We start from the raw sequence: 22,579 nt of genomic DNA, 5'->3' as shown, positions 1-22,579 counted from the left end.
CTCACCGCACCTTGAGCGTAGCGAGCCCGAGCAGCGCAAGCACGATCGAAACGATCCAGAAACGGATCACCACGGTCGATTCTTTCCAGCCCAGTTGTTCGAAATGATGATGGATCGGGGCCATCAGAAACACCCGCTTGCCCGTCCGCTTGTAAACAGCCACCTGGATGATCACCGAGACCGCCTCCATCACAAACAGTCCGCCCACGATGCCGAGCACGATCTCGTGGTGAATCGAAACCGCGATCACCCCCAGCGTGCCGCCCAAAGCTAGGCTGCCGGTATCGCCCATGAACACCGCGGCCGGCGGCGCATTGAACCACAGGAAAGCAAGGCCTGCGCCCATCACCGCGGCGCAATAGATCGCCAGCTCGCCCGCGCGCGGCACATGCGGAATGCCAAGGTATGCGGCAAAGTCGGCCCGTCCGGCCAGATAGGCGATGATCGCAAAAGTGCCCGCAGCGACGATCACCGGCATGGTCGCCAGCCCGTCCAGCCCATCGGTCAGGTTCACCGCATTGCCCGCCCCCACGATCACAAACGCGGCAAACAGATAGTAGGCAGGCCCCATCGGAATATAGAGATTGCTGAACACCGGCACATAAAGGTTGGTATCGGTAACCACGATGGCGGTGGCGATCCCTGCAACCGCAAATTCCGCAAGCAGGCGCACCCGCGCGGAAACGCCTTTGTGCGCATATTTGGTGACTTTGTCATAATCGTCGAGAAATCCGATCAAGCCAAAGCCCAAGGTGACGGTGAGGCAGGCCCAGATGAACCGGCTTTGCACATCCACCCAAAGCGATAGCGAGCCGATCAGCGCGATCACGATCATCAGGCCGCCCATCGTCGGCGTGCCCCGCTTGGCGAGGTGGCTTTGCGGCCCGTCTTCGCGGATCGGCTGGCCTTTGCCCTGGCGCACGCGCAGCATGTTGATGAAGCGGGGGCCGATGATCAGCCCGATGGCAAGCGCCGTCAGCAGCGCCGCGCCCGACCGGAACGACTGGTAGCGGATGAGGTTGGCAAAGCCCTCAAAATGCAGCCACTTCGCCAAAAGATAGAGCATTCAGCGTTCCCGTGCCCCGTTTTCCCTGATCGTCAAGGCCCGCACAAGCGCGCCCAGCCCGACCGAATTGGACCCTTTCACAAGAATGGCGTCGCCACCCTGCGGACCATCCGAAGCGAGGCATTCTGCGGCTTCGGCGGTGGTCTGGACATGGTCGAGTTCGATTCTGCCCGCAAGCACGGCATCGCCGCTTTTCCCCAGCGCGCTAGCCAGCGCTGCCATTTCCGCTCCCACCAGCACGATCCGCTCGATCCCGGCGGCCAGCAACGGCTCGGCCAGCGCGGCATGATATTGCGCCTCGGCAGCGCCCAGCTCCTTCATCGCGCCCAGCACCGCCACGCGCCGCACCGCAGGGGTTGCCCCCAGTTGCTCGATCGTGACCTTCATCGAGGCCGGATTGGCATTATAGCTTTCATCGATCAGCAGCGCCTTGCCCGATCCATCGCCGCCGATCGCGGGTACTTCGTGGCGCACGCCCCGGCCGGCCAGGCCCGGCATTTCCGCGAGCGCCAGGCCCGCCGCGCCCAGATCGCCGCCAACTGCGGCGACAGCGGCCATCACGGCCAGCGAGTTGGCAACCCAATGCGTGCCTGGCTGGGCCACGACATAGCAGATCTTGCGCGGTCCCAGTTCACCTGAAAACTCGGCGCAGACCATCGTCCCGCCGCCCATGGCAGGCACCGCATCGAGCAGCCGCACAGCGGCATGCGCGCTGCGGCCAAAGCCGATCACCGCCCCGGCGTGGCGCTCCGCCTTGGCGCGCAGCCGCTCGAAATGCGGATTATCTGCCGGGATGATCGCGGTGCCGCCGACTTGCAGCCCTTCGAAAATTTCCGCCTTGGCATCGGCGATGGCATCCTCGCCTGAAAAGTGGCCGATGTGCGCAGGCGCGATCGTCGTCACCACGGCGACATGCGGGCGTACAAGCTGCGTGAGAGCGGCCAATTCCCCTGCATGGTTCATGCCCATTTCAAACACGCCAAACCGGCTGCGCGCGGGCATCCGCGCGAGGCTGAGCGGCACCCCGACATGATTATTGAAGCTCTTGACCGAGCGGTGCGCCAGGCCCCTGCTGCCCCGGTCGAGCGCGGCAAAGAGCGCCTCCTTGACCCCGGTTTTTCCGGCCGAACCGGTCACGCCAATGATCGCCGCGTCAACCCGGGCGCGCGCCTCTGCGCCGAGATCGTGCAAGGCCTTGGCGGTGTCCTTAACCAGCACGTGCGGCTGCGCAATGGGCCGGTCGACAATCGCCGCCGAAGCGCCCCGCGCAAAAGCGCCGTCCAGAAACCTGTGGCCATCGGCCTGCTCGCCGCTCAAGGCGAAGAACAGATCGCCCTCCATCACCTCACGGCTGTCGATCGCGCAGCCTGAAACTTCGAACCGGCCGGACGCCGTGCCCCCGGTGGCCGCCGCGATCGCTTCGGCGCTCCACAGCGCAAGGCCGCGCGCGTCGCCGGGTTCGGCGGGCCAGCTAAGCAGGGCTGGATGGGCATTCATACAGAGCACTCCCGGGCAACCTGAACATCATCGAACGGCAGGACGCGAACATCTGCGCCGCGTCCGATAATCTGGCCTTGCTCATGGCCTTTCCCTGCCACCAGCACGATATCGCCTGCGTCCGCCATGGCAATCGCGGCGGCAATGGCGGCGCGGCGCTCGGCGATTTCGCGGGCTTTTTCGTTGCATCCGGCCAAAACCGCCGCGCGGATCATGGCGGGATCCTCGCCGCGGGGGTTGTCGTCGGTGACGATCACCACGTCCGATCCGGCGCAGGCCGCGCGGCCCATGTCCGGGCGCTTGCCTTCATCGCGGTCGCCGCCAGCGCCGAAAACCGTTATCAAACGCGCGCTGACATGCGGGCGCAGCGCCGTAATCGCCGCCACCAGAGCATCGGCGGTATGGGCATAATCGACGTAAACCGGCGCTCCGGCACGGTTGATGGCCGCGCGCTCAAGCCGGCCGCGAACCGGCTGAAGGCGCGAGAGGCTGTCGAACGTGCGCGCCGCTTCGCCGCCCGTCGCCAACACCAGCGCGGCCGCAACAAGTGCATTAGCAGCCTGATAGGAGCCGATTAGCGGCAAGGTAAGCTTGGTAATGATGTTTTCATGAACCAGTTCGAGCACTTGCCCTAGCTGGGTCGGGGTGCGGCTGATCAGGCGCAAATCCTTGCCTTGCGCACCCACGCCGAGCACGCGGAGGCCCCGGCGCGCCGCATGTTCGGCGGCGCGGGCTGACCATTCGTCGTCGGCCCAGATCACAGCGACGCCATCTGCCGCGACAACTTCATCAAAAAGACGCATCTTGGCGCTGAAATAATGCTCCATCGTGCCATGATAATCGAGATGATCGCGGCTGAGATTGGTGAATGCGCCCGCGCTCACGCGCAGCCCTTCGTTGCGATACTGGTCGAGACCGTGGCTCGATGCCTCGTAGGCGACGTGGGTAACGCCCTCGCGCGCAAGACCGGTCATGTTCGATAGAAACGTGACGATGTCGGGCGTGGTGAGCCCGGTCGACACGCTTTCATCGGCGGTAGTTACGCCCAGCGTGCCGATCGAGGCGGCCGAATGCCCTGCCATCCGCCAAAGCTGTCTGGTCATTTCGGCAACCGACGTCTTGCCATTGGTGCCCGTGACTGCGGCAATCGTGGCGGGCACGGGGGCGAAGAAACCGGCTGCCAGCCGCGCAAAGGCCCGGCGCGGCAGCGGATCGGCCAAGTGCACCGCGCCGACCACACGCGCCTCTGCGCGGGCGACGATGGCCACTGCTCCTGCCGCGATCGCCGCGTCGATAAAGTCCTCGCCGTTGAAGCTGGCGCCCACAAACGCGCCAAACACGGTGCCGGGGGCCACTTTGCGGTGGTCGATTGCAAACCCGGTCACATTCGCGTCGCCGAGGCCTTCGCAGACCAAGCCCGCCGCCTGCACCAACGCATCCAGCCTCATTCGCCCTCTCCGCTTCTGACGAGCGGGCTTATATCCGAGATATCGACATCGCGCGTGCTATCAGGAACCACCCCCAGCATCGGCCCGATGCGCGGCACCACCCGCTTGACAATCGGCGCCACATTATAGGCCGCCGTGCGCTGGCCTGAAGTGGTCTGCGTGGCCTGCGGCTCATCGAGCATCGCGATCACGACATAGCGCGGCTTATCCATTGGGAAGGCTGCGGCAAATGTCGCGATCAACGAGGTCTTGCGATAGCCGCCCCCGCCGGACTTTTCCGCAGAACCTGTCTTTCCGCCCACCCGGAAACCGGCCGCATTGGCCCGCCGGCCTGTGCCGCCAGCCACGATCATGCGCAAAAGCTGGCGCATCCGCGCGCTGGTTGAGGCTTTAAAGACCCGGCGGCCAGCGGGCACATGCGCCGGATCCAGCTTGTAAAGCGTGGCCGGACGCCAGATGCCCCCATTGACCAGCGCGGCATAAGCCGCCGCGAGATGCAGCGGGGTGACGGCGATGCCATGGCCATAGCTGACCGTCATCGTGGTGATCTGCGACCAATCGCCCGCAGCATTGACACCGCGCGGCCAGAGCGGAAAGCCCCGCGCCGGCAGTTCGATCGTCGGGCGTTCATTCATTCCGAGCTGCATCATGGTGCGCCGCAGCGCCCCTGCGCCCAATTTGTCCGCCACTTGGGCGGTTACGACGTTCGATGAATGGATCAGCGCCTCGGGCACATTGAGAAAGGCGCCGAAATCATGGCTGTCGTGAATGGTGAACCCGCCGATCTTGAACGGGGCCGTCGGATAGCGCACCGCAAGATCGGTGATCACCCCGGCGTCGATGGCGGCAGCAATCGTGATCGGCTTGAAGGTCGAGCCAAGCTCAAACACCCGGGTGGAAACGCGATTGGAGACCAGTTCGTTAAACGCCAGATCGGAACGATTGGGGTTGAACGCAGGAAGCGAGGCGAGCGCGATCACTTCGCCGGTATCGACATCAAGGATGAGCCCGGCCGCCGCCTTCGCGCTGGTTTCCAGCATACCATGCATCAGCTCGTCTTCGAGCGCGCCCTGCACGCGCGCGTCTATCGCCAGCGGCGTAGGCGCGCCGCGCCGCGCCGGATCGAGCAGCCGCTGCTCCAGAACGCTTTCCATGCCAACTTTGCCTTTGCCTTCTTGATCGACATAGCCGAGCACATGGGCGGCAAGCGAGCCTTGCGGATAGAAACGCTGCTCCTCGCGCGGAAACTCCAGCGCAGGCTCGCCCAGGGCAAAGACCCGGTTGGCTTCTTCGGGTAGGACGCGGCGATGCAGATAGCTGCCGTTCTTGGCTTTCAGCCGCTTGACCAGATCGGCAAAATTGGCGTCCGGAAAGATCTCGAGCAAAGCGCGCGCGATTTCCTCGGGCGTTTTGACCAGAGGCGAACCCTCCGCGCCGAGCGCTTTGGGATTGTACCACAGCGAATAGGACGCAAACGCGCGGGCCAGCGCCAGACCGTTGCGATCAGCGATCTCGCCGCGCGAAGGGAGCAGCGCCTGCGCCATCGAGGTGCGTTCGGGCGCAACTTCGGAAATGCCCAGCTGGCCGATGCGAATGATCGCGACAAAGGTCATGAACACAAACCCGCCGAGCACCCACAGCACGCGCATCTTGGCCGTGACCAGCGAGATCTGCCGCACATTGGCGAGCCTGACCCGGCCCGAGGCCAAGGCAGCAGAGGCGGTCATCCCGTTCATTTGTAGCTCCGCGTTTCGGTCGCCATGCGCGCGGGCTTCATGCCAGCCGATTTAGCGTCAGCCAGCACTTTGGGCTTTGCCGCCGCAGCCAGCGCGCGCGCAGGCTTGTCCTTCGCCGGGCGGGCGGCCGGTTCCGCCGCATCGTCCGCCCCCGGCAACGCAGAAACCCTCGCCAATCGCGCGCCCAGCGCTGCTTTTGCAGCACCGTGATCGCGAGGTGCCGCCTCGCCCTCGCCGACTTCTCCCGCAGGCGCTTCAGCGGCCGCCGGTTTGCCCGTCAGCGGGGAGACCAACGCCGGAAATGCCGCGTTTGCGGCCACGGTATCATCGAGGCTGGCAACCCGGATCGGCACCGGCGCGCCCGGCGCATCGGGCCGGGCAAATTGCGCCAGCTGCCGCTCGTTTTCCAGATATTGCCCTGCCGTGGGCGCGGCATATCCAAATTCGAGCGTATTCCAGTCTCTGAGTTGCTGCTGGCTGGCGCGGGTTTGAAATTCGAGTTGGAGGTAGCTTTGCTCAAGCCGCAGCGCGATGATCTTGTCTTCGGTCCGTTTCACCTGGCTGCGCAGTGCGTTCACCCGAAACGCCAGCACCATCACCAATGCGATGCACACCGCCAGCAATGCCATCCAGCCAATCGAGCGAAAGCTTTGCGCCTTGGTAATCATGCGCCCGCCGCTCCGCTCTCAGCGCGCGCAGCGGTGCTCGTACGCATCGCCCAGCGCAGCGTGGCCGACCGGGCGCGCGGATTGCGCGCTTCTTCCTCGGCACTGGGCCGGATCGCAGCAGAAGGCTTTTCAAACACCGGCGCACCGGCCGCCGCACGCACCGGCAAATGCCGTGATCCTGCGGGCACAGCGCCCGAGGCTTCACGCAGGAACTGCTTCACGATCCGGTCTTCCAGGCTGTGGAAGCTGACCACGGCGAGCTTTCCGCTCGGCTCCAGCACGTGTTCGGCGGCGGCCAGCCCAGCCGCAAGCTCGTCAAGCTCGCCATTGACATGGATGCGAACGGCCTGAAAACTGCGGGTTGCAGGGTCTTTTTGCGCGCCTGCCCCTTTGGCATTGGCGCGATATCCCAGCGCTTTGCGCACCACATGGGCAAACTCGCCAGTGCTCGACAGCGGGCGCGCGGCCACGATGGCGCGGGCCAGACGGCGCGACTGGCGCTCATCGCCGAAAGTATAGAGCACATCGGCGATCGTTTCTTCGGCGGCTTCGTTTAGGAAATCGGCGGCGCTTGGACCGTCTTGCGACATGCGCATATCGAGCGGACCGTCGCTGGAAAAAGCAAAGCCGCGCGCCGCCTGATCGAGCTGCATCGAGCTCACCCCGATATCGAACACCACGCCCTGCACCCGGGCAAGGCCAGCTTCGGCCAGCGAGGCGACAATCTCGGAAAAGCGGCGCGCGTGAAGCACCAGCCGAGCAGGCTCGCAGGCCGCCTCGGCCCAGCCTCGTCCGGCGGCAATCGCGTCGGGATCGCGGTCAAAGGCATGGACCGTGGCCCCGGCATCGAGCAGGCGGCGGGTATAGCCGCCCGCGCCGAACGTGGCATCGACCACGATATCGCCGGGCTGCGGGTTCAGCGCGCTGATCACCTCTTCGAGGAGCACGGGGATGTGCGGCGCGCTCATTTGCGCTTCGCCTTGGCAGCCGCCTCACTCATCAACGCGCGGCACTTGGCCTTGGCGCTGTCCCACCCGGCGTCCATTTTGAACAGCTCTTCGGGCGCCCAGATCGTGATCAGCTCGCCGCCGCCGTTGAAATAGAGCGCATCGGTGATTTTCGCCTGCTCGGCGATGGAATCGCCCAAGATGAAGCGGCCCGAATCGTCGAACCCGACGTCGTAATAAGCATAGAGCTGGCCGCTGCGCGTATCGCGGTCGAAAGGTGTGCCTTGCTTGATCGCATTGACCTCTTCGCGATCGAGCACATCGGCAAATGTATCGACGCGCGACAGCCCGAAGCCGACGAGGCAATTGAAATTGTGATGCTTATCAAGGCACAGGATCGGCTGGCCGCCCGAAGCTTCGCGGATGGCGGAGCGGAACGCAGTGGGCAGGACAAAGCGGTTCTTGTCGCCGCGCGGCGAGAACCCCTGACCCCGATAATTTGACGGCGTTCCCGTCACCCCAGCACCCCAAGTGAACGGACAAAAGCCTTCCATCCCGGCGCGCGCATCGCGCTCGCCGACTCATCCCCTGTGGATGCGACATGAAGTTCGTCTCGATGATTTTGGTGTTAACGCGGGAAAGCGCGGGTGAAAAGGGGGAAAGTATGGGAATTGATCCCCAATCAGCGCATAATTGCGGACAATTGAAGATTTTCAGAGCTTATCTCTGCTGCCACGAAGCGCGGATCAGCGGAAAAATATCTTTGATTCAATGTCATGCAGGTCAGCACCACCGCGCTCCGGCGCATTGCCACTCTTTCCCGTGCAAAACGCGATCTTCGCGCAATTCGCGTCAGCGCGTGAACGCTTTTGTCGCCAGTGTGTGCAGCAGTCCGGCTTGCGCCGCCGGATCGGGCGCGGCTTCAAACAGCGCCGCATCGGCCACCATCAGCGCGCGGCCCGCGCCAATCCGGCAGTTTGCGACCAGCCCAGCCTGCTCGATTCGGCAGTCCGCCTCTCCGCCCGGCCGCTTTGTCCAATGCCCCGCAAGGTTAATTGGCAGGGTGCTTCCCGCAATTTCCCGCAAACCTAGGGGCTGCGCCTCATCATAATTGAGCGACAGCCCCCAATGCTTCAGGATCGGCGAGAGCAGCGCGATATCTTGCGGGCGGCGCGGATCGCCAATCGCGAACCGGCTCGGCGCGGTGAGCATCGGATCGGCAAACAGCAGCAGATGGCCGCCCCGGCGCACCCAGCGATCCAGCGCGACGTTTTCTTGGGGCGCCAGCGGGCGCGGCTGCGCGATCAACAGGTCGCCAAGCCGATCAAGCTTGAGCAAGGTATCGAGCGGGACGAGGCGAAAGCGGGTTTCGAGCGCAGTGCGCGGCCATGGCGGCGCGGCATGCGTGCCGATCATCTCGGCGGGCCCGGTTGTTTCGTTCCAGATGAGCGGCAAGCTGGTAAAAACGCCCAGGGGCGTTCGCGCGCCGGATCGAAGCGGAAGCGACGCTGCGATCAGCGCCGCCGCCGCCAGAGCCGCGACCACGGCAATGATGCGCCAGCGGCGATGACCCCAAGAGCGGATCAGGGGCAAGCGCGCTATGGGTTGGCAGGCTTGCGCGCGGCAGGCGGGGCCTTGGCTGGTTCGCCGCTAACCGGCAATTCAGGAGCGACGCCCATGTCCACCAGCGGATCGCTGGCGGGGGAGGCGCTGGCGCTGATTGCGGCGGGGTTGGTCCGGCTGAGCAGACCGGCATCGGCGCTCTGCGCCCGGTCCATGATCACATTGGCAAGGCTGACCAGCAGCAACATACCCGCCAGCCCGAACATGCCGACCTGCAGCCGGTGGACCGCCTGCGCCCGCAACTCACGCTGGGTGGCGGCGCTGCGCAGCGAGGCATCGAGCGATGATGCGGTGGGCGAGCCGCCAGCCGGGCCATTCTTGGCCAGAGGCAAAGACGTTGCCGACGTCTTGCGGGCGAATATCGTGCCAAACAATGCCATCGGAGGGATATTAGCCGATCACTAGAGCCAAGGGAAGACCGGCAAACCCTTTGCGGCAAGCCATTCGGCATTGTAAAGCGATGAAAGGTAACGAAAGCCGGTGTCGCACAGGATGGTGACGACGCGCGCGCGCGGCCCCCGCTGTTGGCTGAGCTGCCTGCCCAGCGCGACCGCGCCCGCGACATTGATCCCGCTGGAAAGGCCCAGACACAGCCCCTCTTCGGCGAGCAGCCGGGTTACCCAGACGAGCCCTTCCTCGTCGGAGATGCGAAATTGCGTATCGATCGGCGCGCCTTCGAGATTGGCAGTGATGCGCCCCTGCCCGATCCCTTCCGCGACCGACGACCCTTCGGACTTGAGCTCGCCATTGGCGTAGTAATTATAGAGCGCGGCACCGTGCGGGTCGGTCAGCGCGATGGTCACGTTCTCATCGACGCCTTTAAGGCCAAGGCCAACCCCGGCAATGGTCCCGCCCGTGCCGGCCGCGCACGTGAAGCCATCGATGCGCCCTTCCATCTGCGCCCAGATTTCGGGCGCGGTGCCTTCGACATGCGCGCGGCGATTGGCAACGTTATCAAACTGGTTGGCCCAGATCGCGCCCGGTGTTTCCTCGGCAATGCGGCGCGAGGTGTGGACGAAATGGCCCGGATTGGAAAACGGCGCGGCGGGCACGAGCACCAGTTCGGCGCGAAGCGCGCGCAAGGTGTCCATCTTCTCGCGCGACTGGGTTTCGGGCATGACGATCACGGTCTTGTAGCCCAGCGCATTGGCCACGAGCGCAAGGCCGATCCCGGTATTTCCCGCCGTGCCTTCGACAATCGTGCCCCCCGGCTGCAGGATGCCGCGTTCCTCGGCATCGCGCACGATCCACAAGGCGGCGCGGTCCTTAACCGAAGCACCGGGATTGGCAAATTCGCACTTGCCATAGATTTCGCAGCCGGCGGCCTCGCTCGGCCCCTTGAGCAGGACCAGCGGCGTGTTGCCGATGAGCGAGAGGGTATCGAGGGCGGGCGCGGGCGGAATGGCTGTCATACGATCCGAAATAGGCAGCGCGCGTCTCTCCGGCAATGCATTTACGCTTTGGCGCACACAAGCCCTGCTCCCAGTATGCTATTCGCGCCCCGCTCGGATGGCGGCCGCTCCGGCAAAAGGGGCGATGGCCAGCGCCGCCATCGAAGCGGCGGCGAGGAGGTATAATCCGCCCGCGCCCTGCGGCTGGAGCGAGCCTGCGCCGAAAATGAGCAGCGGCACGGCCAGCGGTATGGCGAGCAGCCCGCCCAGCGCGGTGCCGGCGCGCAGCCCTGCGGTGATCGCGGCAATGGTCACGCCGATGGCGGCGAGCCCAGGCGTGCCCAGCAGCAGTCCAATCTCGATCACGCGCAATTGCTCGCCTGTGAGCGAGAGCAGGCCCGCCGAAATCGGCGCGGCGAGCATCAGCGGCAGGCCGAAACTGAGCCAGTGCGCCAGAATGCGCACCAGCAGCAGCACTTCTTCGCTGAGGCCGCGCAAGGCCCATTGATCGAACATGCCCGCCTCGACATCGGGCTCCACCAGCCGGTCGAGCGGCAGGATCGCCGCAAGCAGCGCCGCGACCCAGATCACCCCGGCCCCGGTGCGCGCGAGCAGCTTGGCATCCGGCCCCACCGCGAAGGGATAAAGCATTGCGACCACCACGAAAAACAGCAGCGGGAGAAGCGCCCCGCCCCGGCCCAGCGAGCCGCGCACCAGCAGGCCGAGATCACGGCAGAAGATCGCCCAGATCGCCCCGCTCATGGCTGGTAATCAAGCAGATGGATGGTCCGCAACCGTTTGAGATCGAGCGGCTGGTGCGAGGCGATGACCGCGATCCCGCCGGCCGCGCGGTGCGCCTCGATCGCCGCCTGAGCGCTCGCGCCCCAATGCGTGTCCAGCCCGTTCAGCGGCTCGTCGAGCAACCACACTTGCGCGCCGCTGCCCGCCAGCCGCGCCAGCGCGGCGCGTTTGCGCTGCCCAGTCGAAAGAAACCGCACTGGCACATCGAGCAGATCCTCCAGCCCGAAATCGGCGGTGGGCGGGCCAGCCCCATCGATCCGCCGCCAGAAGTCCAGCGCTTCGCCAAGCGGCCGATGCGCATCGAGCGCGGCCCGTTCATCGGATAGCGCCAGCCCGCCGCTATGTTCGACATGGCCATGAAAGGGCCGCAGCAGCCCGGCGAGCATGCGGATCAGGCTGGATTTGCCGATCCCGTTCGGCCCGCCCAATTGCAGCGCCTCGCCGGGCGCCAGCTCGAACGACAGGCCGCGCAGCAAAACGCGGTCGCCCCGGCGGCAGGCAAGATCAAAGGCAGCGAGACGGCAGGGTTGCATCGCAGCGAGCGATAGGGGAAAGCGGACAAGCTGCCAAGGAGAGCGAAAAATGGCGATTGCCCGCCTCACCCCTGCCGAAATCGACACTGCCCTTGCGGCGATGCCCCAATGGGCTTTGCGCGAAGATGGCGCGGCCGTCGTGCGCACCTTCCGGTTTGGCGATTTTGCCGAGGCGTTCGGTTTCATGACCCGGGTGGCGATTCTGGCGGAAAAGGCCGATCACCATCCCGAATGGTTCAATGTCTACAACCGAGTCGAAATCACGCTGACGACGCACGATGCGGGCGGGCTGAGCGCGCGCGATGTGGCGCTGGCGGCTGCGATTGATGGGTTTGCGGGGTAAGCGCGGGGCGCACACCGGTCTACGCCGGGGCGCGCTACATCGCCGGATTGTTGTAGCAGTGCCATGTGAAGATCGCCGCTGCGCCCCGGTGCGGGCGCCAGCTTTCCGCCAGTGCGCGCGCCTCTTTCTCGCTCGGCCGCTCTTCCAAGCCCAGCAGCTTGGCCATGCCCGCTTGCACTGCCAGATCGCCCGCCGGCCAGATATCGGCGCGGCCTTCGGCAAACAGCAGGTAGATTCCCGCCGACCAGCGCCCGATCCCCTTGATCCGGGTGAGCTGGAGAATCGCTTCCTCGTCATCGGCGGGAAGCGCGGTGAGATCGAGTTCGCCCGAGACCACCAGATCGCACAGCGAGCGCGCATAGCCTTGCTTCTGGCGCGAAAGGCCGCAGGCGCGCAGCGCGTCGAAATCGGCGGCGAGCAGATCGGGTGCAGGCGTATCCTCGCCAAGAAGGGCCTCAAGCTTGCCCCAGACCGAAGCGGCGGCGGCAACGCTCACCTGCTGGCCGACAATCGTGCGCAGCAAAGTCCGGTAGCCGGTGGGGCGGATGCGCGGTTCGGGATAGCCGACACGCTCCAGCGCCGCGCCCATCGCAGGCGTGAGGGAGGCAATGTGATCCAGCCCTTGTGCGATCTGCTCCGCGCTCAGCCCCATGTGCCCGGCTCTTCCCTTTTCCTTAGGTCGCAGCGGCAGTCTTGCCAAAGCGCAGCCCACGCGATAGCAGCCCGCAGGAGTGGCTGACAGGCCAAACGTGAACCGGGCACCGCGCCCCACCAGGAGATTGGGAAAATGCCGAAACTTGTAGTGGTACACCGGTCGGGCGAAGAATCCACCGTCGAGGCGGGCGAAGGCCTCTCCGTGATGGAAGCGATCCGCGACAATGGCTTTGACGAGCTGCTTGCGCTGTGCGGCGGCTGCTGCTCTTGCGCCACATGCCATATCTTCGTCGATCCCGCGTTCGCCGACAAATTGCCGCCGATGAGCGAAGACGAGAACGATCTGCTGGAAAGCTCGGACCACCGCGGCGCGACCTCGCGCCTCTCGTGCCAGGTCCAGCTCACGTCGGATCTCGACGGGCTGCGCGTGACCATCGCACCGGAAGACTGATCGCCTTAAGTTACTGAGCCCATTGGGCCATAAGCCCGCCTCCCGGCAAAGGGGGGCGGGCTTTTTGCGCGCTAATCCTGAGGGTTAATACTGCTGCGTTGCACAATTATCACGGCTTCACATGACTTTATTTGTAACAAATTCAACCTAAAGTTGCAATAACTCGCTCCTAGCAGGTGCAGTATTACCACCGCATCCTGAGGGAGATTTTCGATGCGTCTTGCTACTGTCCTGTTGGCTTCGGCCGCCATTTTTGCTGCGCACCCAGCGTTTGCCGCCGATGACGCGATTCCTGCCGATGCACCCGCCGCAGCGGATGCCGCCGAAGCTGGCGAAGCCCCGGCCATCATCGTCTATGGCACCGGCAAGACCCGCCAGGTGCAGGAAATTTCCGGCGCCCAGCTCGCCATCGCGGTAACGGGCACCAGCCCGCTCAAAGCGATTGCCAAGCTGCCGGGCGTCAACTTCCAGTCGGCCGATGCATTCGGCACCTATGAATGGTCGACGCGCATCACGATCCGCGGGTTCAACCAGAACCAGCTGGGCTTCAACCTTGACGGCATCCCGCTAGGCGACATGTCGTATGGCAACACCAACGGTCTGCACATTTCGCGCGCGATCTCGGCCGAAAACATCCGCTCGACCGTCGTTTCGCAGGGTTCGGGCTCGATCGACACGCAAGCGACCAATAACCTCGGCGGCACATTGCTGTTCAACTCGATCGATCCGCGCGATGCGCTGGGCGTCGATGCCAGCGGCACGTATGGTTCGAACAACACCTATCGCGGCTTCCTGCGCGCCGGGATCGGCTCGCGCGATGGCGCCCGCGTCTTCGGCTCGGTCGCTTATGCCAGCACCGACAAGTGGAAGGGCGACGGCAAGCAGCGCCAGCTCAACATCAATGGCAAGGCAATCCTGCCGATCGGCGATGTGATCCTTGACGGCTTCATCAGCTATTCCGACCGCGCGGAGCAGGATTATCAGGATCTCTCGCTCGGCCAGATTGCCCGGCTTGGCTTTAACGCAGACAACTTCGGCCCGTCGAACTATGTCCTCGCCGTCCGCGTTGCCGACATCGCCGCCAACCGCGGCGATACTCCTGTGACGCCACTTAACCCGGCTGCGGGCACAATCTATCCGGCCCCCATCGGCACGGCTGACGACTCGTACTACGACGCCTCGGGCCTGCGCCGCGATACACTGGCATCGCTGGGCATCACCGCGCCACTTGGCGAGAACGTGACGGTCAAGCTCAAGGGCTATTACCACCGCAACTCTGGCCAAGGTACGTGGGGCACGCCCTATGTCGCCAGCCCGAGCGGCGTGCCGATGGCGCTGCGCACCACCGAATATGGCATCAACCGCAAGGGCCTGTTCGGCAGCGTCAATGCCGATCTGGGGATGAACAACATCACCGTCGGCGGATGGTATGAGAACAACGACTTCCGTCAGGCGCGCCGGTTCTACGGCTATGAAAGCCGCACCCAGCCGGGCCGCGATCATCTGAAATTCCAGAACGATCCGTTCTTCACGCAGTGGGACTTCCAGTTCAACACCAAGACCTTGCAGTACTATGTCGAAGACCAGATCAAGCTGGGCGACGCCACCATCAGCCTCGGCTGGAAGGGCTTCAAGGTTGACAACAAGTCCACGCCCATCGTCAGCGGCGGGCGCACCTCGGGCACGATTTCGGTGCAGGACTGGTTTCAGCCGCATGCCGGCGTGAACTACAAGTTTGCCGATGGCCTGGAAGCCTTCGCCGGCTTTACCCAAGTGACGCGCGCCTTCACCTCCGCTTCCACATCCGGCCCATTCTCGGGGACCCAGGTCGGGTTCGACGCGATCAAGCCGATCCTGAAGCCGGAAGCCTCGGACACGTATGAAGCAGGCCTTCGCTTTGGCACCGGCCCGCTGCGCGGCGTGCTGGCAGGATATCTGGTCAATTTCCGCAACCGCCTGCTCGGCATTCCGACCACGGTCGGCATTGTCGGCGGTCCGGCAGCGCTGCAGAATGTCGGCGGCGTGCGCTCGGCAGGTGTTGAACTCAGCGCCGAATACCAGATCGGTGAAGGCTGGTCGGTGCAAGGCTCCTACAGCTACAACGACAACACCATCCGCAACGATCTGGTCGTCGCCGGCACTGTCGTTCCGCTCAAGGGCAAGACCGTGCCGGACTCGCCCAAGCATCTGGTGCACCTCGAATGGAACTATGATAAGGGTCCATTCTTCGGCAATCTGGCGGTGAACTATATGTCCAAGCGCTTCTTCTCGTTCACTAACGACCAGTCTGTGCCAGACCGCGCCATCATCGACGGCGCGATCGGTTACCGGATGGATGTCGGCATGCGCAAGCCGGTCGAACTCCAGATCAATGTCACCAATCTGTTCGACAAGTCCTATATCTCGACCATCGGCTCGAACGGCTTTGGCAACAGCGGCGACAACCAGACGCTGCTGACCGGTGCCCCGCGGCAGGTGTTCGTTACATTAAAGGCTGGTTTCTGATGCAAAGCGCGCTTTCCTCTGCCCTCTCCGTTGTTCTCGCCTTCGGCATCGCTGCGGTGCCGGGCATGGGGGAAGCGCGCGCGCCTTCCAAAGCTGCCATTCTTAAACAACCGGGGCGTCCGGTCCTGCTGATCTCGATCGACGGACTGCGCCCTGCTGATGTGATCGAAGCGGCGCAGCGCGGGCTTAAAGTGCCCAACTTGCGTTCTTTCGTGACCAAGGGTGCTTATGCCTCGGGTGTGGTCGGTGTGGTTCCCACGGTGACCTATCCCAGCCACACCACCTTGCTCACCGGGGTTTCCCCCGCGCGGCATGGCATTGTGGGAAACACCACGTTCGATCCGCTGGCGATCAATCACGGTGGCTGGTTCTGGTATGCCGAGGACAACAAGGCGCGCACGCTATGGGATGCGGCGCACGATGCCGGGCTGACCACGAGCAACATCCACTGGCCGGTCACGGTCGGCGCTCGCAATGTAACGTGGAACCTGCCGCAGATCTGGCGCACCGGCCATGCCGACGATGCCAAGGAACTGCGCGCGCTATCGACCCCCGGCCTGACCCGCGAACTCGAAGCCGACGCCGGAACCGCCTACGCCGATGGCAAGGACGAGAGCCTGGACAGCGACCGGAACCGCGCCCGCTTTGGCGTGAAGCTGATCGAGCGCCACCATCCGGGGTTTGTCACCTCTTATCTCACCGCGCTGGACCATGAGCAGCACGGCGCTGGGCCCGGTTCGGCCGAGGCGCATGCCACGCTGGAAGTGATCGACGGTCTGGTTGGCGACCTTGTCGCTGCCGAACTGAAGGCGCATCCCGATGCGGTGATCGCGGTGGTGAGCGATCATGGCTTTGCGGCAGTCGATACCGGGATCAACCTGTTTCGTGCCTTCATTGATGCAGGGCTGGTCAAAACCGATGGCGCCGGCAAAATCACCGGGTGGGACGCTGAGCCATGGGCTTCGGGCGGCTCCTTTGCGATTGTTCTCGCCCGCCCCGATGATGCGGCATTGAAAGCCAAAGTGGCCGATCTGCTGGTGAAGCTGCAAGCCGATCCCGCCGCCAAGATCGACCAGATCCTGACCGGCCCGGCCATTGTGGCGGCAGGAGCCAATCCCCAAGCCAGCTTTTACGTGAACCTGCAGCGAAGCGCGATTGCGGTACCCTATGTCAACGACAAGCTGCCGCTGGTTATCCCCTCCCCGGTCAAAGGGATGCACGGCTACTTCCCGGCCGCTCCCGAAATGCGCTCCACCTTCATGATCATGGGCAAGGGCGTGGCGCAGGCCAGGAATCTGGGCGAGATCGATATGCGCGCGATTGCGCCGACGCTGGCGCAAGTGATGGGCGGCAACCTGCCCGACGCCGAGAAAGCACCGCTCGCCATCAGCGAGTGATCAGACGCGCAGGCCAGCCGTTTCTTCGAGGCCGCTCATCAGATTGAGCGTCTGGACTGCTGCCCCGCTCGCGCCCTTGCCCAGATTATCGAGCACGGCAATGAGCCGCGCCTGCGCGCCGTCGGCCGCGCCGAAAACATAAAGATCGAGCCCGTCCCACGCCGGCATGGCCGCCTGCAAGAGCAGCTCAGCGGGACTTTCCTGATGGACCCGGACCAGCGGCGCGTCGGCAAAAAACCGGGTCAGCGCGCCGCGCAGCGCATCGGGCGCGGCGGCACTGGGCATGGCGGCGCCGGGCATGGCGGCGAGCGGTAGCGGAACTTCGACAACCATACCGCGATAGGCCGGGATCACGGCAGGCGCGAACAGCGGGACATGTTTCAGCCCGGCAAACTGCTGCATTTCGGCCAAATGCTTGTGATCAAGGCCCAGCCCATAGCTGCGAAAGGCGATATCGGGCTCGGCTTCAAAACGCGCGATCAGCGCTTTGCCGCCGCCCGAAAAGCCCGACACCGCGTTCACCGTATAGGGCCAGTCGGCCGGGAGCAGACCGGCGTGGACGAGCGGCGCGACCAGCGCAAGAAAGCCGGTGGGATAACATCCCGGATTGGAAACGCGCTTGGCCGCCGCCACCGCATCGCGCCCGATCAGTTCGGGAAAGCCATACGTCCAACCCGGCGCCACCCGGTGCGCGGTAGAGGCATCGATCACACAGGTGCGCGCGTTGGCGATCATCGCCACTGCGACGCGCGCGGCATCATCGGGCAGGCACAGGATCACCACGTCGGCGTCGTTGATCGCCTGCGCGCGGGCGCGATCCTGCTTGCGCTGCTCATCGTCCAACGTGATCAGCGCAAATTCGCTGCGCTCGGCCAGCCGCTGCGCGATTTCGAGGCCGGTTGTGCCAGCCGCGCCATCGATGAACACGCTGACGCTCATGCCAGCGCGCCTTGCGGCACATAGCCGACCAGCCCGTCTTCGTCATCCGGCCCGCCGACCTGGCCCCAGACCCAGCCGCCCGCAATATCGAGCGCCTGAAACGCGCTGCCCCCGGCCAACGCGGCAAGCACCTGGCTCCCCGCATTGCCGGCAAGATGGAGCGATGCGCCGTCCGGCCCCACCACGAACGGCATGGGCACCGCATAATGCGGCACGAACACGTCCCCGGCGCAGCGGATGTGCGCCAGGTCTCCGCGCACCGGGCGGCGCAAGGGATCGACTCGGGTGCTGGGCACGGACAGCGTAAACTTGCGCAAGGCTGGCAGCGAAGGATCGACGATAAGCTCAGTTTCTCGGGTCAATGCGTTCGGTTCCATAAAGAACAAGCCCGTGCGCTTAGAGGCAGAGGGCGAGGGGTTCAAGACCTCCACCGTTTCGCCCGGTTCATCCGAACCTCTCCTGCAACAATCCCCACGCCGCCCGCAGGCCCAGCGCCTCGCCGCCCTTGGGCCGCCCCGGCTTTGCCACCGGACGCCAGGCGAACGTATCGAAATGCGCCCAATCGATCCCGTCGCCCACGAACCGATCGAGAAACAGCGCCGCCGCGCTCGCCCCGGCAAAGCCGTTGGCCGGGCTGTTTTGCAAGTCGGCAACATCGGATTTGACGTATTCGCGGTAAGCTTCGTGCAGCGGCAGACGCCAGCACGGATCATCGCTCGCTAACCCTGCGCGCAGCAGCGCCTCTGCGGTCGCATCGCAGCGGGTGAACAGCGCGGGCAGATCGGGGCCGAGCGCGACGCGCGCCGCGCCGGTCAATGTCGCAAAATCAAGGATCAGCGCAGGGGGCGTCTCGCAGGCGCGGGTGAGCGCATCGCCCAGCACCAGCCGCCCTTCGGCATCGGTGTTGGTGATCTCGACACTGAGGCCCGAACGCGCGCGCAGAATGTCGCCGGGGCGAAAGGCATTGCCCGCAATCGCATTTTCGACCGCCGGGATCAGCAGGTGCAGCCGCACTTTCAGCCCCCCGGCCATGATCAGCCCGGCCAGCGCCAGCGCATGCGCCGCGCCGCCCATATCCTTTTTCATCAGCGCCATGCCCGAGGATGGCTTGATATCCAGCCCGCCCGAATCGAAACACACCCCTTTGCCCACCACGGCAATGCGCGGGTGATCGGGATCGCCCCATTCAAGCTCGATCAGGCGCGGCGCGTGGCTGCGCGCGGCGGCGCGGCCTACCGCGTGGATCATCGGGTAATCGCGCTCCAGCGCTTCTCCCGAAATCACATGGACGACGCCGTGGTGCTGCCTGGCGAGCATGCGGGCTTCGGCTTCAAGCTGCGCCGGCCCCATGTCTTCGGCCGGGGTATTGACCAGATCGCGCACCATGTTCACCGCTGCCGCTTCGGCCAGCGCAGGCGCAATCGCCGCTTCCGCCTTGCTCAGCAGTACACGCGGCGCGGCCGTGCTGGCGGCGGTGCGATAACGATCGAAACGATACTGCGCGGCGGTCCAGCCCAGCAGCGCGCGATCATCGTTGCCGCCAACCAGCCGGTAAGTGCCGCCGGGGAGCACTTCGGCAAGACGCGCGAGGCACCAGCCGCCCAGCGCCGCGGCGTCGGCAACACCGCCCGCAGCAAACCAGCCAGCGCCATCGGGCACGATCGCAGTCTCGCCCGCGCCGCCTTCAAACTTCTGCGCGGCCAGCACCGCCTGCTGCCCCGCGCTAAGGCCCGCCAGCCAATCGGCAAGCCCGGATTTATCAAGGATGTGGAGCGGAATGGCCGTCTGGCCAAGGTCGGGCTGGATCAGCGCTGCGGGGTCTGTCATCGTGTTGTTGTACATGGCGCAGCAGCGCGGCGAGCGCGAGCGGAAAATGAGGCGCGAGCGATCTCGCCATTCGCGCGCGCGCGCTCTATATGGTCGCCATGACTGACTATGTAATCGCTGACGATACCGGCCTGCTCCCGCGCGACGGGACGATCAAACTCCATGGCCCTGCCGGTTTTGACGGCATGCGCAAGGCTGGGCGGCTGGCTGCCGAAATCCTCGACGCGCTGGTGCCGCTGGTGCGCCCCGGCGTGACCACGGCGGCCATCGACGATGTGGTGCGCAAGATGACGCTGGACGGCGGCGCGGTGCCCGCCACGCTGGGCTACCGGGGCTACACCCATTCGTGCTGCATCTCGATCAATCACGTGGTGTGCCACGGTATCCCATCCGAAGGCCGCGCGCTGAAGGATGGCGACATCGTCAATATCGACGTTACCCCGCTGCTCGATGGCTGGCATGGCGATTCCAGCCGGATGTATCTGGTCGGCGATGTGCCGCTCAAGGCGCGGCGGCTGGTCGAGGTGACGTATGAATGCCTTATGCTGGGCATCGCAAAGGCCCAGCCCGGCGCGCGGCTGGGCGATATCGGCGCAGCCATTCAGGCGCATGCCGAACGCCAGCGCTACGGCGTGGTGCGCGAATTTTGCGGACACGGACTGGGGCGATTGTTCCACGATTCGCCCGAAGTGATCCACGCCGCAACCGCCGGGACCGGGCCGGAGCTGAAGCCCGGCATGTTCTTCACGATCGAGCCTATGATCAATCTGGGCAGGGCGGCGGTGAAGATCCTCGACGATGGCTGGACGGCCGTGACCCGCGATCGCTCGCTTTCCGCGCAGTTCGAACATTCGATCGGCATAACCGAGACGGGCCACGAGATTTTCACGACGAGCCCGGCCGGGCTGCATTGCCCGCCTTACGCTGGCTGAAAGACTGCCTAAAAATCAGGCACAGGATGCGCAAATAAGCAGCATTATTCAGCTCCCACTGCGCAACATGCGCAATGGCGCGCGCGCCAAAGCGGTTTCTTTGTTGCCGAATCCGCGCAATTGCGGCTTTCGCTGCAAGCGATCTTGGCTTATTGCATTGCAATAGGTAATGGCACGCTTCTTGGATGAACAAAGTCCAAGGGAACCACGCCGACTGATGCAGAACATCAGCCGGCCCTCAGGGGTGATCGAGTGAAAAAGGTCGAGGCGATCATCAAGCCCTTCAAGCTGGACGAAGTGAAGGAGGCGCTGCATGAAATCGGCGTTTCCGGGATCACCGTCACCGAAGCAAAAGGCTTCGGCCGGCAAAAGGGCCATACCGAGCTTTATCGCGGCGCCGAATATGTCGTCGATTTCCTGCCCAAGGTGAAACTTGAAGTGGTCTTGAACGACGCACTGGTCGACCGCGTGGTCGAAGCCATCGCGGCGGCGGCGCAAACCGGCCGGATCGGCGATGGCAAGATCTTCGTGATCCCGGTGGAGAGCGCACTGCGCATTCGCACCGGTGAACGCGATAACGATGCGATCTGACCTGCTGACTTGAGAAGCATCAAGATTTACCAGCGCTTTGCACTTGCCTTTGCGAATACCGAACGCTGCTGAATTGAACCGTTGATCGCTCCGGGTAGAGCTGGAGCAAAAAAAAGGACCAACAATGGCTACTGCAAAAGAAATCCTCGCCCGCATCGAAGAAGAGGAAATCGAGTGGGTCGATCTGCGCTTCACCGATCCCAAGGGCAAGTGGCAGCACCTGACGATGGTTTCAAGCGTGCTGGGCGAAGACGAGCTTGAGGACGGCCTGATGTTCGATGGCTCCTCGATCGAAGGCTGGAAGGCCATCAACGAAAGCGACATGATCCTGAAGCCCGATTTGAGCTCGGTGTTCATGGACCCGTTCTCGGCCACGCCGATGCTGATCATCTGCTGCGACATTGTCGAGCCTTCGACCGGCGAGCTCTATTCGCGCGATCCGCGCTCCACTGCCAAGCGCGCCGAAGCCTTCGTGATCGCCAGCGGCGTGGGCGACACGGTCTATGTCGGCCCGGAAGCCGAATTCTTCCTGTTCGACGATGTGAAGTTCTACGACGGCTATGACGGCAACGGCTTCCGCATCGACGATGTCGAGCTGCCGACCAACACCAACAAGGAATATGACGGCGGCAACCTGGGCCATCGCCCCGGCGTGAAGGGCGGCTATTTCCCCGTCGCCCCGATCGACAGCTGCGTCGACATCCGCGGCGAAATGGTCCGCACCATGATCGACATGGGCCTGCCTTGCGACAAGCATCACCACGAAGTGGCCGCAGCCCAGCACGAACTGGGCCTCACCTTCGGCACCCTGGTGCAAACGGCAGACCGCATGCAGGTCTACAAGTACGTCGTTCAGCAGGTCGCGCATGCTTATGGCAAGTCGGCCACCTTCATGCCCAAGCCGATCAAGGGCGACAACGGCTCGGGCATGCACACCCACATGTCGATCTGGGAAGGCGGCAAGCCGCTGTTCGCGGGCAACGGTTATGCCGGTCTGTCCGACATGTGCCTTTACTACATCGGCGGCGTGATCAAGCATGCCAAGGCGCTGAACGCCTTCACCAACCCGACCACCAACAGCTATAAGCGGCTTGTTCCGGGCTATGAAGCGCCAGTGCTGCTCGCCTATTCGGCGCGCAACCGTTCGGCTTCGTGCCGCATCCCCTATGGCGCGGGCACCAAGGCCAAGCGCGTCGAATTCCGCTTCCCCGACGCGATGGCCAACCCGTA

Annotated in this window: 23 protein-coding genes; 7 read left to right on the top strand and 16 right to left on the bottom strand. The window is 64.4% G+C overall.

The features are described 5' to 3' along the window. Position 1: 1 nt before the first annotated feature. The 12 genes from mraY to ccmA form a co-directional block, all read right to left on the bottom strand. Positions 2-1,066, bottom strand: coding sequence for a phospho-N-acetylmuramoyl-pentapeptide-transferase (mraY, locus tag Q0O40_RS01785; RefSeq protein ID WP_295525438.1), 1,065 nt, complete (start codon positions 1,064-1,066; stop codon positions 2-4). Continuing rightward, positions 1,067-2,563, bottom strand: a complete 1,497-nt coding sequence (murF, locus tag Q0O40_RS01780) for a UDP-N-acetylmuramoyl-tripeptide--D-alanyl-D-alanine ligase (protein ID WP_295525436.1) — start codon at positions 2,561-2,563, stop codon at positions 1,067-1,069. Continuing rightward, positions 2,560-4,011 (bottom strand): UDP-N-acetylmuramoyl-L-alanyl-D-glutamate--2,6-diaminopimelate ligase, encoded by a 1,452-nt coding sequence (locus tag Q0O40_RS01775; RefSeq protein ID WP_295525433.1) that lies wholly within the window; start codon positions 4,009-4,011, stop codon positions 2,560-2,562. The genes murF and Q0O40_RS01775 overlap by 4 nt, the downstream gene beginning before the upstream one ends. After that, the gene (locus tag Q0O40_RS01770) at positions 4,008-5,747 is read right to left on the bottom strand and encodes a penicillin-binding protein 2 (protein ID WP_295525430.1); all 1,740 of its coding nucleotides are present in this window, start codon (positions 5,745-5,747) and stop codon (positions 4,008-4,010) included. The genes Q0O40_RS01775 and Q0O40_RS01770 overlap by 4 nt, the downstream gene beginning before the upstream one ends. Next, positions 5,744-6,415: a hypothetical protein gene (locus Q0O40_RS01765; RefSeq protein ID WP_295525428.1), complete on the bottom strand. Its 672-nt coding sequence runs from the start codon at positions 6,413-6,415 to the stop codon at positions 5,744-5,746. Before Q0O40_RS01765 ends, Q0O40_RS01770 begins: the two co-directional genes overlap by 4 nt. After that, complete coding sequence (rsmH, locus tag Q0O40_RS01760; protein WP_295525425.1) at positions 6,412-7,383, bottom strand: 16S rRNA (cytosine(1402)-N(4))-methyltransferase RsmH; 972 nt, start codon at positions 7,381-7,383, stop codon at positions 6,412-6,414. The genes Q0O40_RS01765 and rsmH overlap by 4 nt, the downstream gene beginning before the upstream one ends. Continuing rightward, positions 7,380-7,880, bottom strand: coding sequence for a division/cell wall cluster transcriptional repressor MraZ (locus Q0O40_RS01755; RefSeq protein WP_295525422.1), 501 nt, complete (start codon positions 7,878-7,880; stop codon positions 7,380-7,382). The genes rsmH and Q0O40_RS01755 overlap by 4 nt, the downstream gene beginning before the upstream one ends. 334 nt (positions 7,881-8,214) lie before the next feature. Continuing rightward, positions 8,215-8,907 carry an ABC transporter gene (locus tag Q0O40_RS01750; RefSeq protein WP_295525419.1) on the bottom strand — a complete coding sequence of 231 codons (693 nt, stop codon included), beginning with the start codon at positions 8,905-8,907 and terminating at the stop codon, positions 8,215-8,217. 53 nt (positions 8,908-8,960) lie between these two features. Next, complete coding sequence (locus Q0O40_RS01745; RefSeq protein WP_295525416.1) at positions 8,961-9,365, bottom strand: hypothetical protein; 405 nt, start codon at positions 9,363-9,365, stop codon at positions 8,961-8,963. 21 nt (positions 9,366-9,386) lie between these two features. After that, complete coding sequence (locus tag Q0O40_RS01740; protein ID WP_295525414.1) at positions 9,387-10,397, bottom strand: cysteine synthase A; 1,011 nt, start codon at positions 10,395-10,397, stop codon at positions 9,387-9,389. 78 nt (positions 10,398-10,475) lie between these two features. Then, the gene (gene ccmB / locus Q0O40_RS01735) at positions 10,476-11,138 is read right to left on the bottom strand and encodes a heme exporter protein CcmB (RefSeq protein ID WP_295525412.1); all 663 of its coding nucleotides are present in this window, start codon (positions 11,136-11,138) and stop codon (positions 10,476-10,478) included. Beyond that, positions 11,135-11,710 carry a heme ABC exporter ATP-binding protein CcmA gene (ccmA, locus tag Q0O40_RS01730; RefSeq protein ID WP_295525410.1) on the bottom strand — a complete coding sequence of 192 codons (576 nt, stop codon included), beginning with the start codon at positions 11,708-11,710 and terminating at the stop codon, positions 11,135-11,137. Before ccmA ends, ccmB begins: the two co-directional genes overlap by 4 nt. Positions 11,711-11,759: 49 nt before the next feature. Between ccmA and Q0O40_RS01725 the strand changes: the two genes are divergently transcribed. Then, a complete protein-coding gene (locus Q0O40_RS01725) occupies positions 11,760-12,053 on the top strand; it encodes a 4a-hydroxytetrahydrobiopterin dehydratase (RefSeq protein ID WP_295525408.1) in 294 nt (97 codons plus the stop codon). A 34-nt stretch (positions 12,054-12,087) separates the two neighbouring features. On the opposite strand, the gene Q0O40_RS01720 is transcribed toward Q0O40_RS01725, so the two are convergent. Continuing rightward, complete coding sequence (locus Q0O40_RS01720) at positions 12,088-12,705, bottom strand: DNA-3-methyladenine glycosylase 2 family protein (RefSeq protein WP_295525405.1); 618 nt, start codon at positions 12,703-12,705, stop codon at positions 12,088-12,090. A 135-nt stretch (positions 12,706-12,840) separates the two neighbouring features. Between Q0O40_RS01720 and Q0O40_RS01715 the strand changes: the two genes are divergently transcribed. The 3 genes from Q0O40_RS01715 to Q0O40_RS01705 all read left to right on the top strand — a co-directional run bounded on the left by Q0O40_RS01715 (position 12,841) and on the right by Q0O40_RS01705 (position 17,060). Next, positions 12,841-13,158: a 2Fe-2S iron-sulfur cluster-binding protein gene (locus Q0O40_RS01715; protein WP_295525403.1), complete on the top strand. Its 318-nt coding sequence runs from the start codon at positions 12,841-12,843 to the stop codon at positions 13,156-13,158. Positions 13,159-13,371: 213 nt separating this feature from the next. Beyond that, entirely contained in the window at positions 13,372-15,663 is a 2,292-nt protein-coding gene (locus Q0O40_RS01710; protein WP_295525400.1) for a TonB-dependent receptor, read from the top strand. A gap of 65 nt (positions 15,664-15,728) precedes the next feature. Then, the gene (locus tag Q0O40_RS01705; RefSeq protein ID WP_295525529.1) at positions 15,729-17,060 is read left to right on the top strand and encodes an alkaline phosphatase family protein; all 1,332 of its coding nucleotides are present in this window, start codon (positions 15,729-15,731) and stop codon (positions 17,058-17,060) included. On the opposite strand, the gene argC is transcribed toward Q0O40_RS01705, so the two are convergent. From argC to Q0O40_RS01690, 3 genes are all read right to left on the bottom strand, one after another. Then, on the bottom strand, positions 17,061-17,999 hold the full coding sequence (argC, locus tag Q0O40_RS01700; protein ID WP_295525397.1) for an N-acetyl-gamma-glutamyl-phosphate reductase: 939 nt from the start codon (positions 17,997-17,999) through the stop codon (positions 17,061-17,063). Beyond that, on the bottom strand, positions 17,996-18,361 hold the full coding sequence (locus tag Q0O40_RS01695) for an SH3 domain-containing protein (protein WP_295525394.1): 366 nt from the start codon (positions 18,359-18,361) through the stop codon (positions 17,996-17,998). The genes argC and Q0O40_RS01695 overlap by 4 nt, the downstream gene beginning before the upstream one ends. Positions 18,362-18,443: 82 nt before the next feature. Beyond that, positions 18,444-19,826, bottom strand: a complete 1,383-nt coding sequence (locus Q0O40_RS01690; protein WP_295525526.1) for a M17 family metallopeptidase — start codon at positions 19,824-19,826, stop codon at positions 18,444-18,446. 98 nt (positions 19,827-19,924) lie between these two features. Here Q0O40_RS01690 and map point away from each other — a divergent pair, with 98 nt between their 5' ends. The 3 genes from map to glnA form a co-directional block, all read left to right on the top strand. Beyond that, a complete protein-coding gene (gene map, locus Q0O40_RS01685) occupies positions 19,925-20,758 on the top strand; it encodes a type I methionyl aminopeptidase (RefSeq protein WP_295525392.1) in 834 nt (277 codons plus the stop codon). A 252-nt stretch (positions 20,759-21,010) separates the two neighbouring features. Then, a complete protein-coding gene (locus Q0O40_RS01680; protein ID WP_295525390.1) occupies positions 21,011-21,349 on the top strand; it encodes a P-II family nitrogen regulator in 339 nt (112 codons plus the stop codon). A 124-nt stretch (positions 21,350-21,473) separates the two neighbouring features. Beyond that, positions 21,474-22,579, top strand: a 1,106-nt coding sequence (gene glnA / locus Q0O40_RS01675) for a type I glutamate--ammonia ligase (protein WP_295525388.1), incomplete at its 3' end; no start/stop codon positions are given.

Origin of the sequence: Novosphingobium sp. Chol11, assembly GCF_945870625.1 — a bacterium.
Classification (GTDB): domain Bacteria; phylum Pseudomonadota; class Alphaproteobacteria; order Sphingomonadales; family Sphingomonadaceae; genus Novosphingobium.
This window is presented reverse-complemented; position numbering and strand designations above follow the sequence as displayed.

Bases quoted from the DNA above. Each gene is read 5' to 3' on its own strand.
- mraY (WP_295525438.1), bottom strand. From the start codon at position 1,066: ATGCTCTATCTTTTGGCGAAGTGGCTGCATTTTGAGGGCTTTGCCAAC.
- murF (WP_295525436.1), bottom strand. From the start codon at position 2,563: ATGAATGCCCATCCAGCCCTGCTTAGCTGGCCCGCCGAACCCGGCGAC.
- Q0O40_RS01775 (WP_295525433.1), bottom strand. From the start codon at position 4,011: ATGAGGCTGGATGCGTTGGTGCAGGCGGCGGGCTTGGTCTGCGAAGGC.
- Q0O40_RS01770 (WP_295525430.1), bottom strand. From the start codon at position 5,747: ATGAACGGGATGACCGCCTCTGCTGCCTTGGCCTCGGGCCGGGTCAGG.
- Q0O40_RS01765 (WP_295525428.1), bottom strand. From the start codon at position 6,415: ATGATTACCAAGGCGCAAAGCTTTCGCTCGATTGGCTGGATGGCATTG.
- rsmH (WP_295525425.1), bottom strand. From the start codon at position 7,383: ATGAGCGCGCCGCACATCCCCGTGCTCCTCGAAGAGGTGATCAGCGCG.
- Q0O40_RS01745 (WP_295525416.1), bottom strand. From the start codon at position 9,365: ATGGCATTGTTTGGCACGATATTCGCCCGCAAGACGTCGGCAACGTCT.
- Q0O40_RS01740 (WP_295525414.1), bottom strand. From the start codon at position 10,397: ATGACAGCCATTCCGCCCGCGCCCGCCCTCGATACCCTCTCGCTCATC.
- ccmB (WP_295525412.1), bottom strand. From the start codon at position 11,138: ATGAGCGGGGCGATCTGGGCGATCTTCTGCCGTGATCTCGGCCTGCTG.
- ccmA (WP_295525410.1), bottom strand. From the start codon at position 11,710: ATGCAACCCTGCCGTCTCGCTGCCTTTGATCTTGCCTGCCGCCGGGGC.
- Q0O40_RS01725 (WP_295525408.1), top strand. From the start codon at position 11,760: ATGGCGATTGCCCGCCTCACCCCTGCCGAAATCGACACTGCCCTTGCG.
- Q0O40_RS01720 (WP_295525405.1), bottom strand. From the start codon at position 12,705: ATGGGGCTGAGCGCGGAGCAGATCGCACAAGGGCTGGATCACATTGCC.
- Q0O40_RS01715 (WP_295525403.1), top strand. From the start codon at position 12,841: ATGCCGAAACTTGTAGTGGTACACCGGTCGGGCGAAGAATCCACCGTC.
- Q0O40_RS01710 (WP_295525400.1), top strand. From the start codon at position 13,372: ATGCGTCTTGCTACTGTCCTGTTGGCTTCGGCCGCCATTTTTGCTGCG.
- Q0O40_RS01705 (WP_295525529.1), top strand. From the start codon at position 15,729: ATGGGGGAAGCGCGCGCGCCTTCCAAAGCTGCCATTCTTAAACAACCG.
- argC (WP_295525397.1), bottom strand. From the start codon at position 17,999: ATGAGCGTCAGCGTGTTCATCGATGGCGCGGCTGGCACAACCGGCCTC.
- Q0O40_RS01690 (WP_295525526.1), bottom strand. From the start codon at position 19,826: ATGACAGACCCCGCAGCGCTGATCCAGCCCGACCTTGGCCAGACGGCC.
- map (WP_295525392.1), top strand. From the start codon at position 19,925: ATGACTGACTATGTAATCGCTGACGATACCGGCCTGCTCCCGCGCGAC.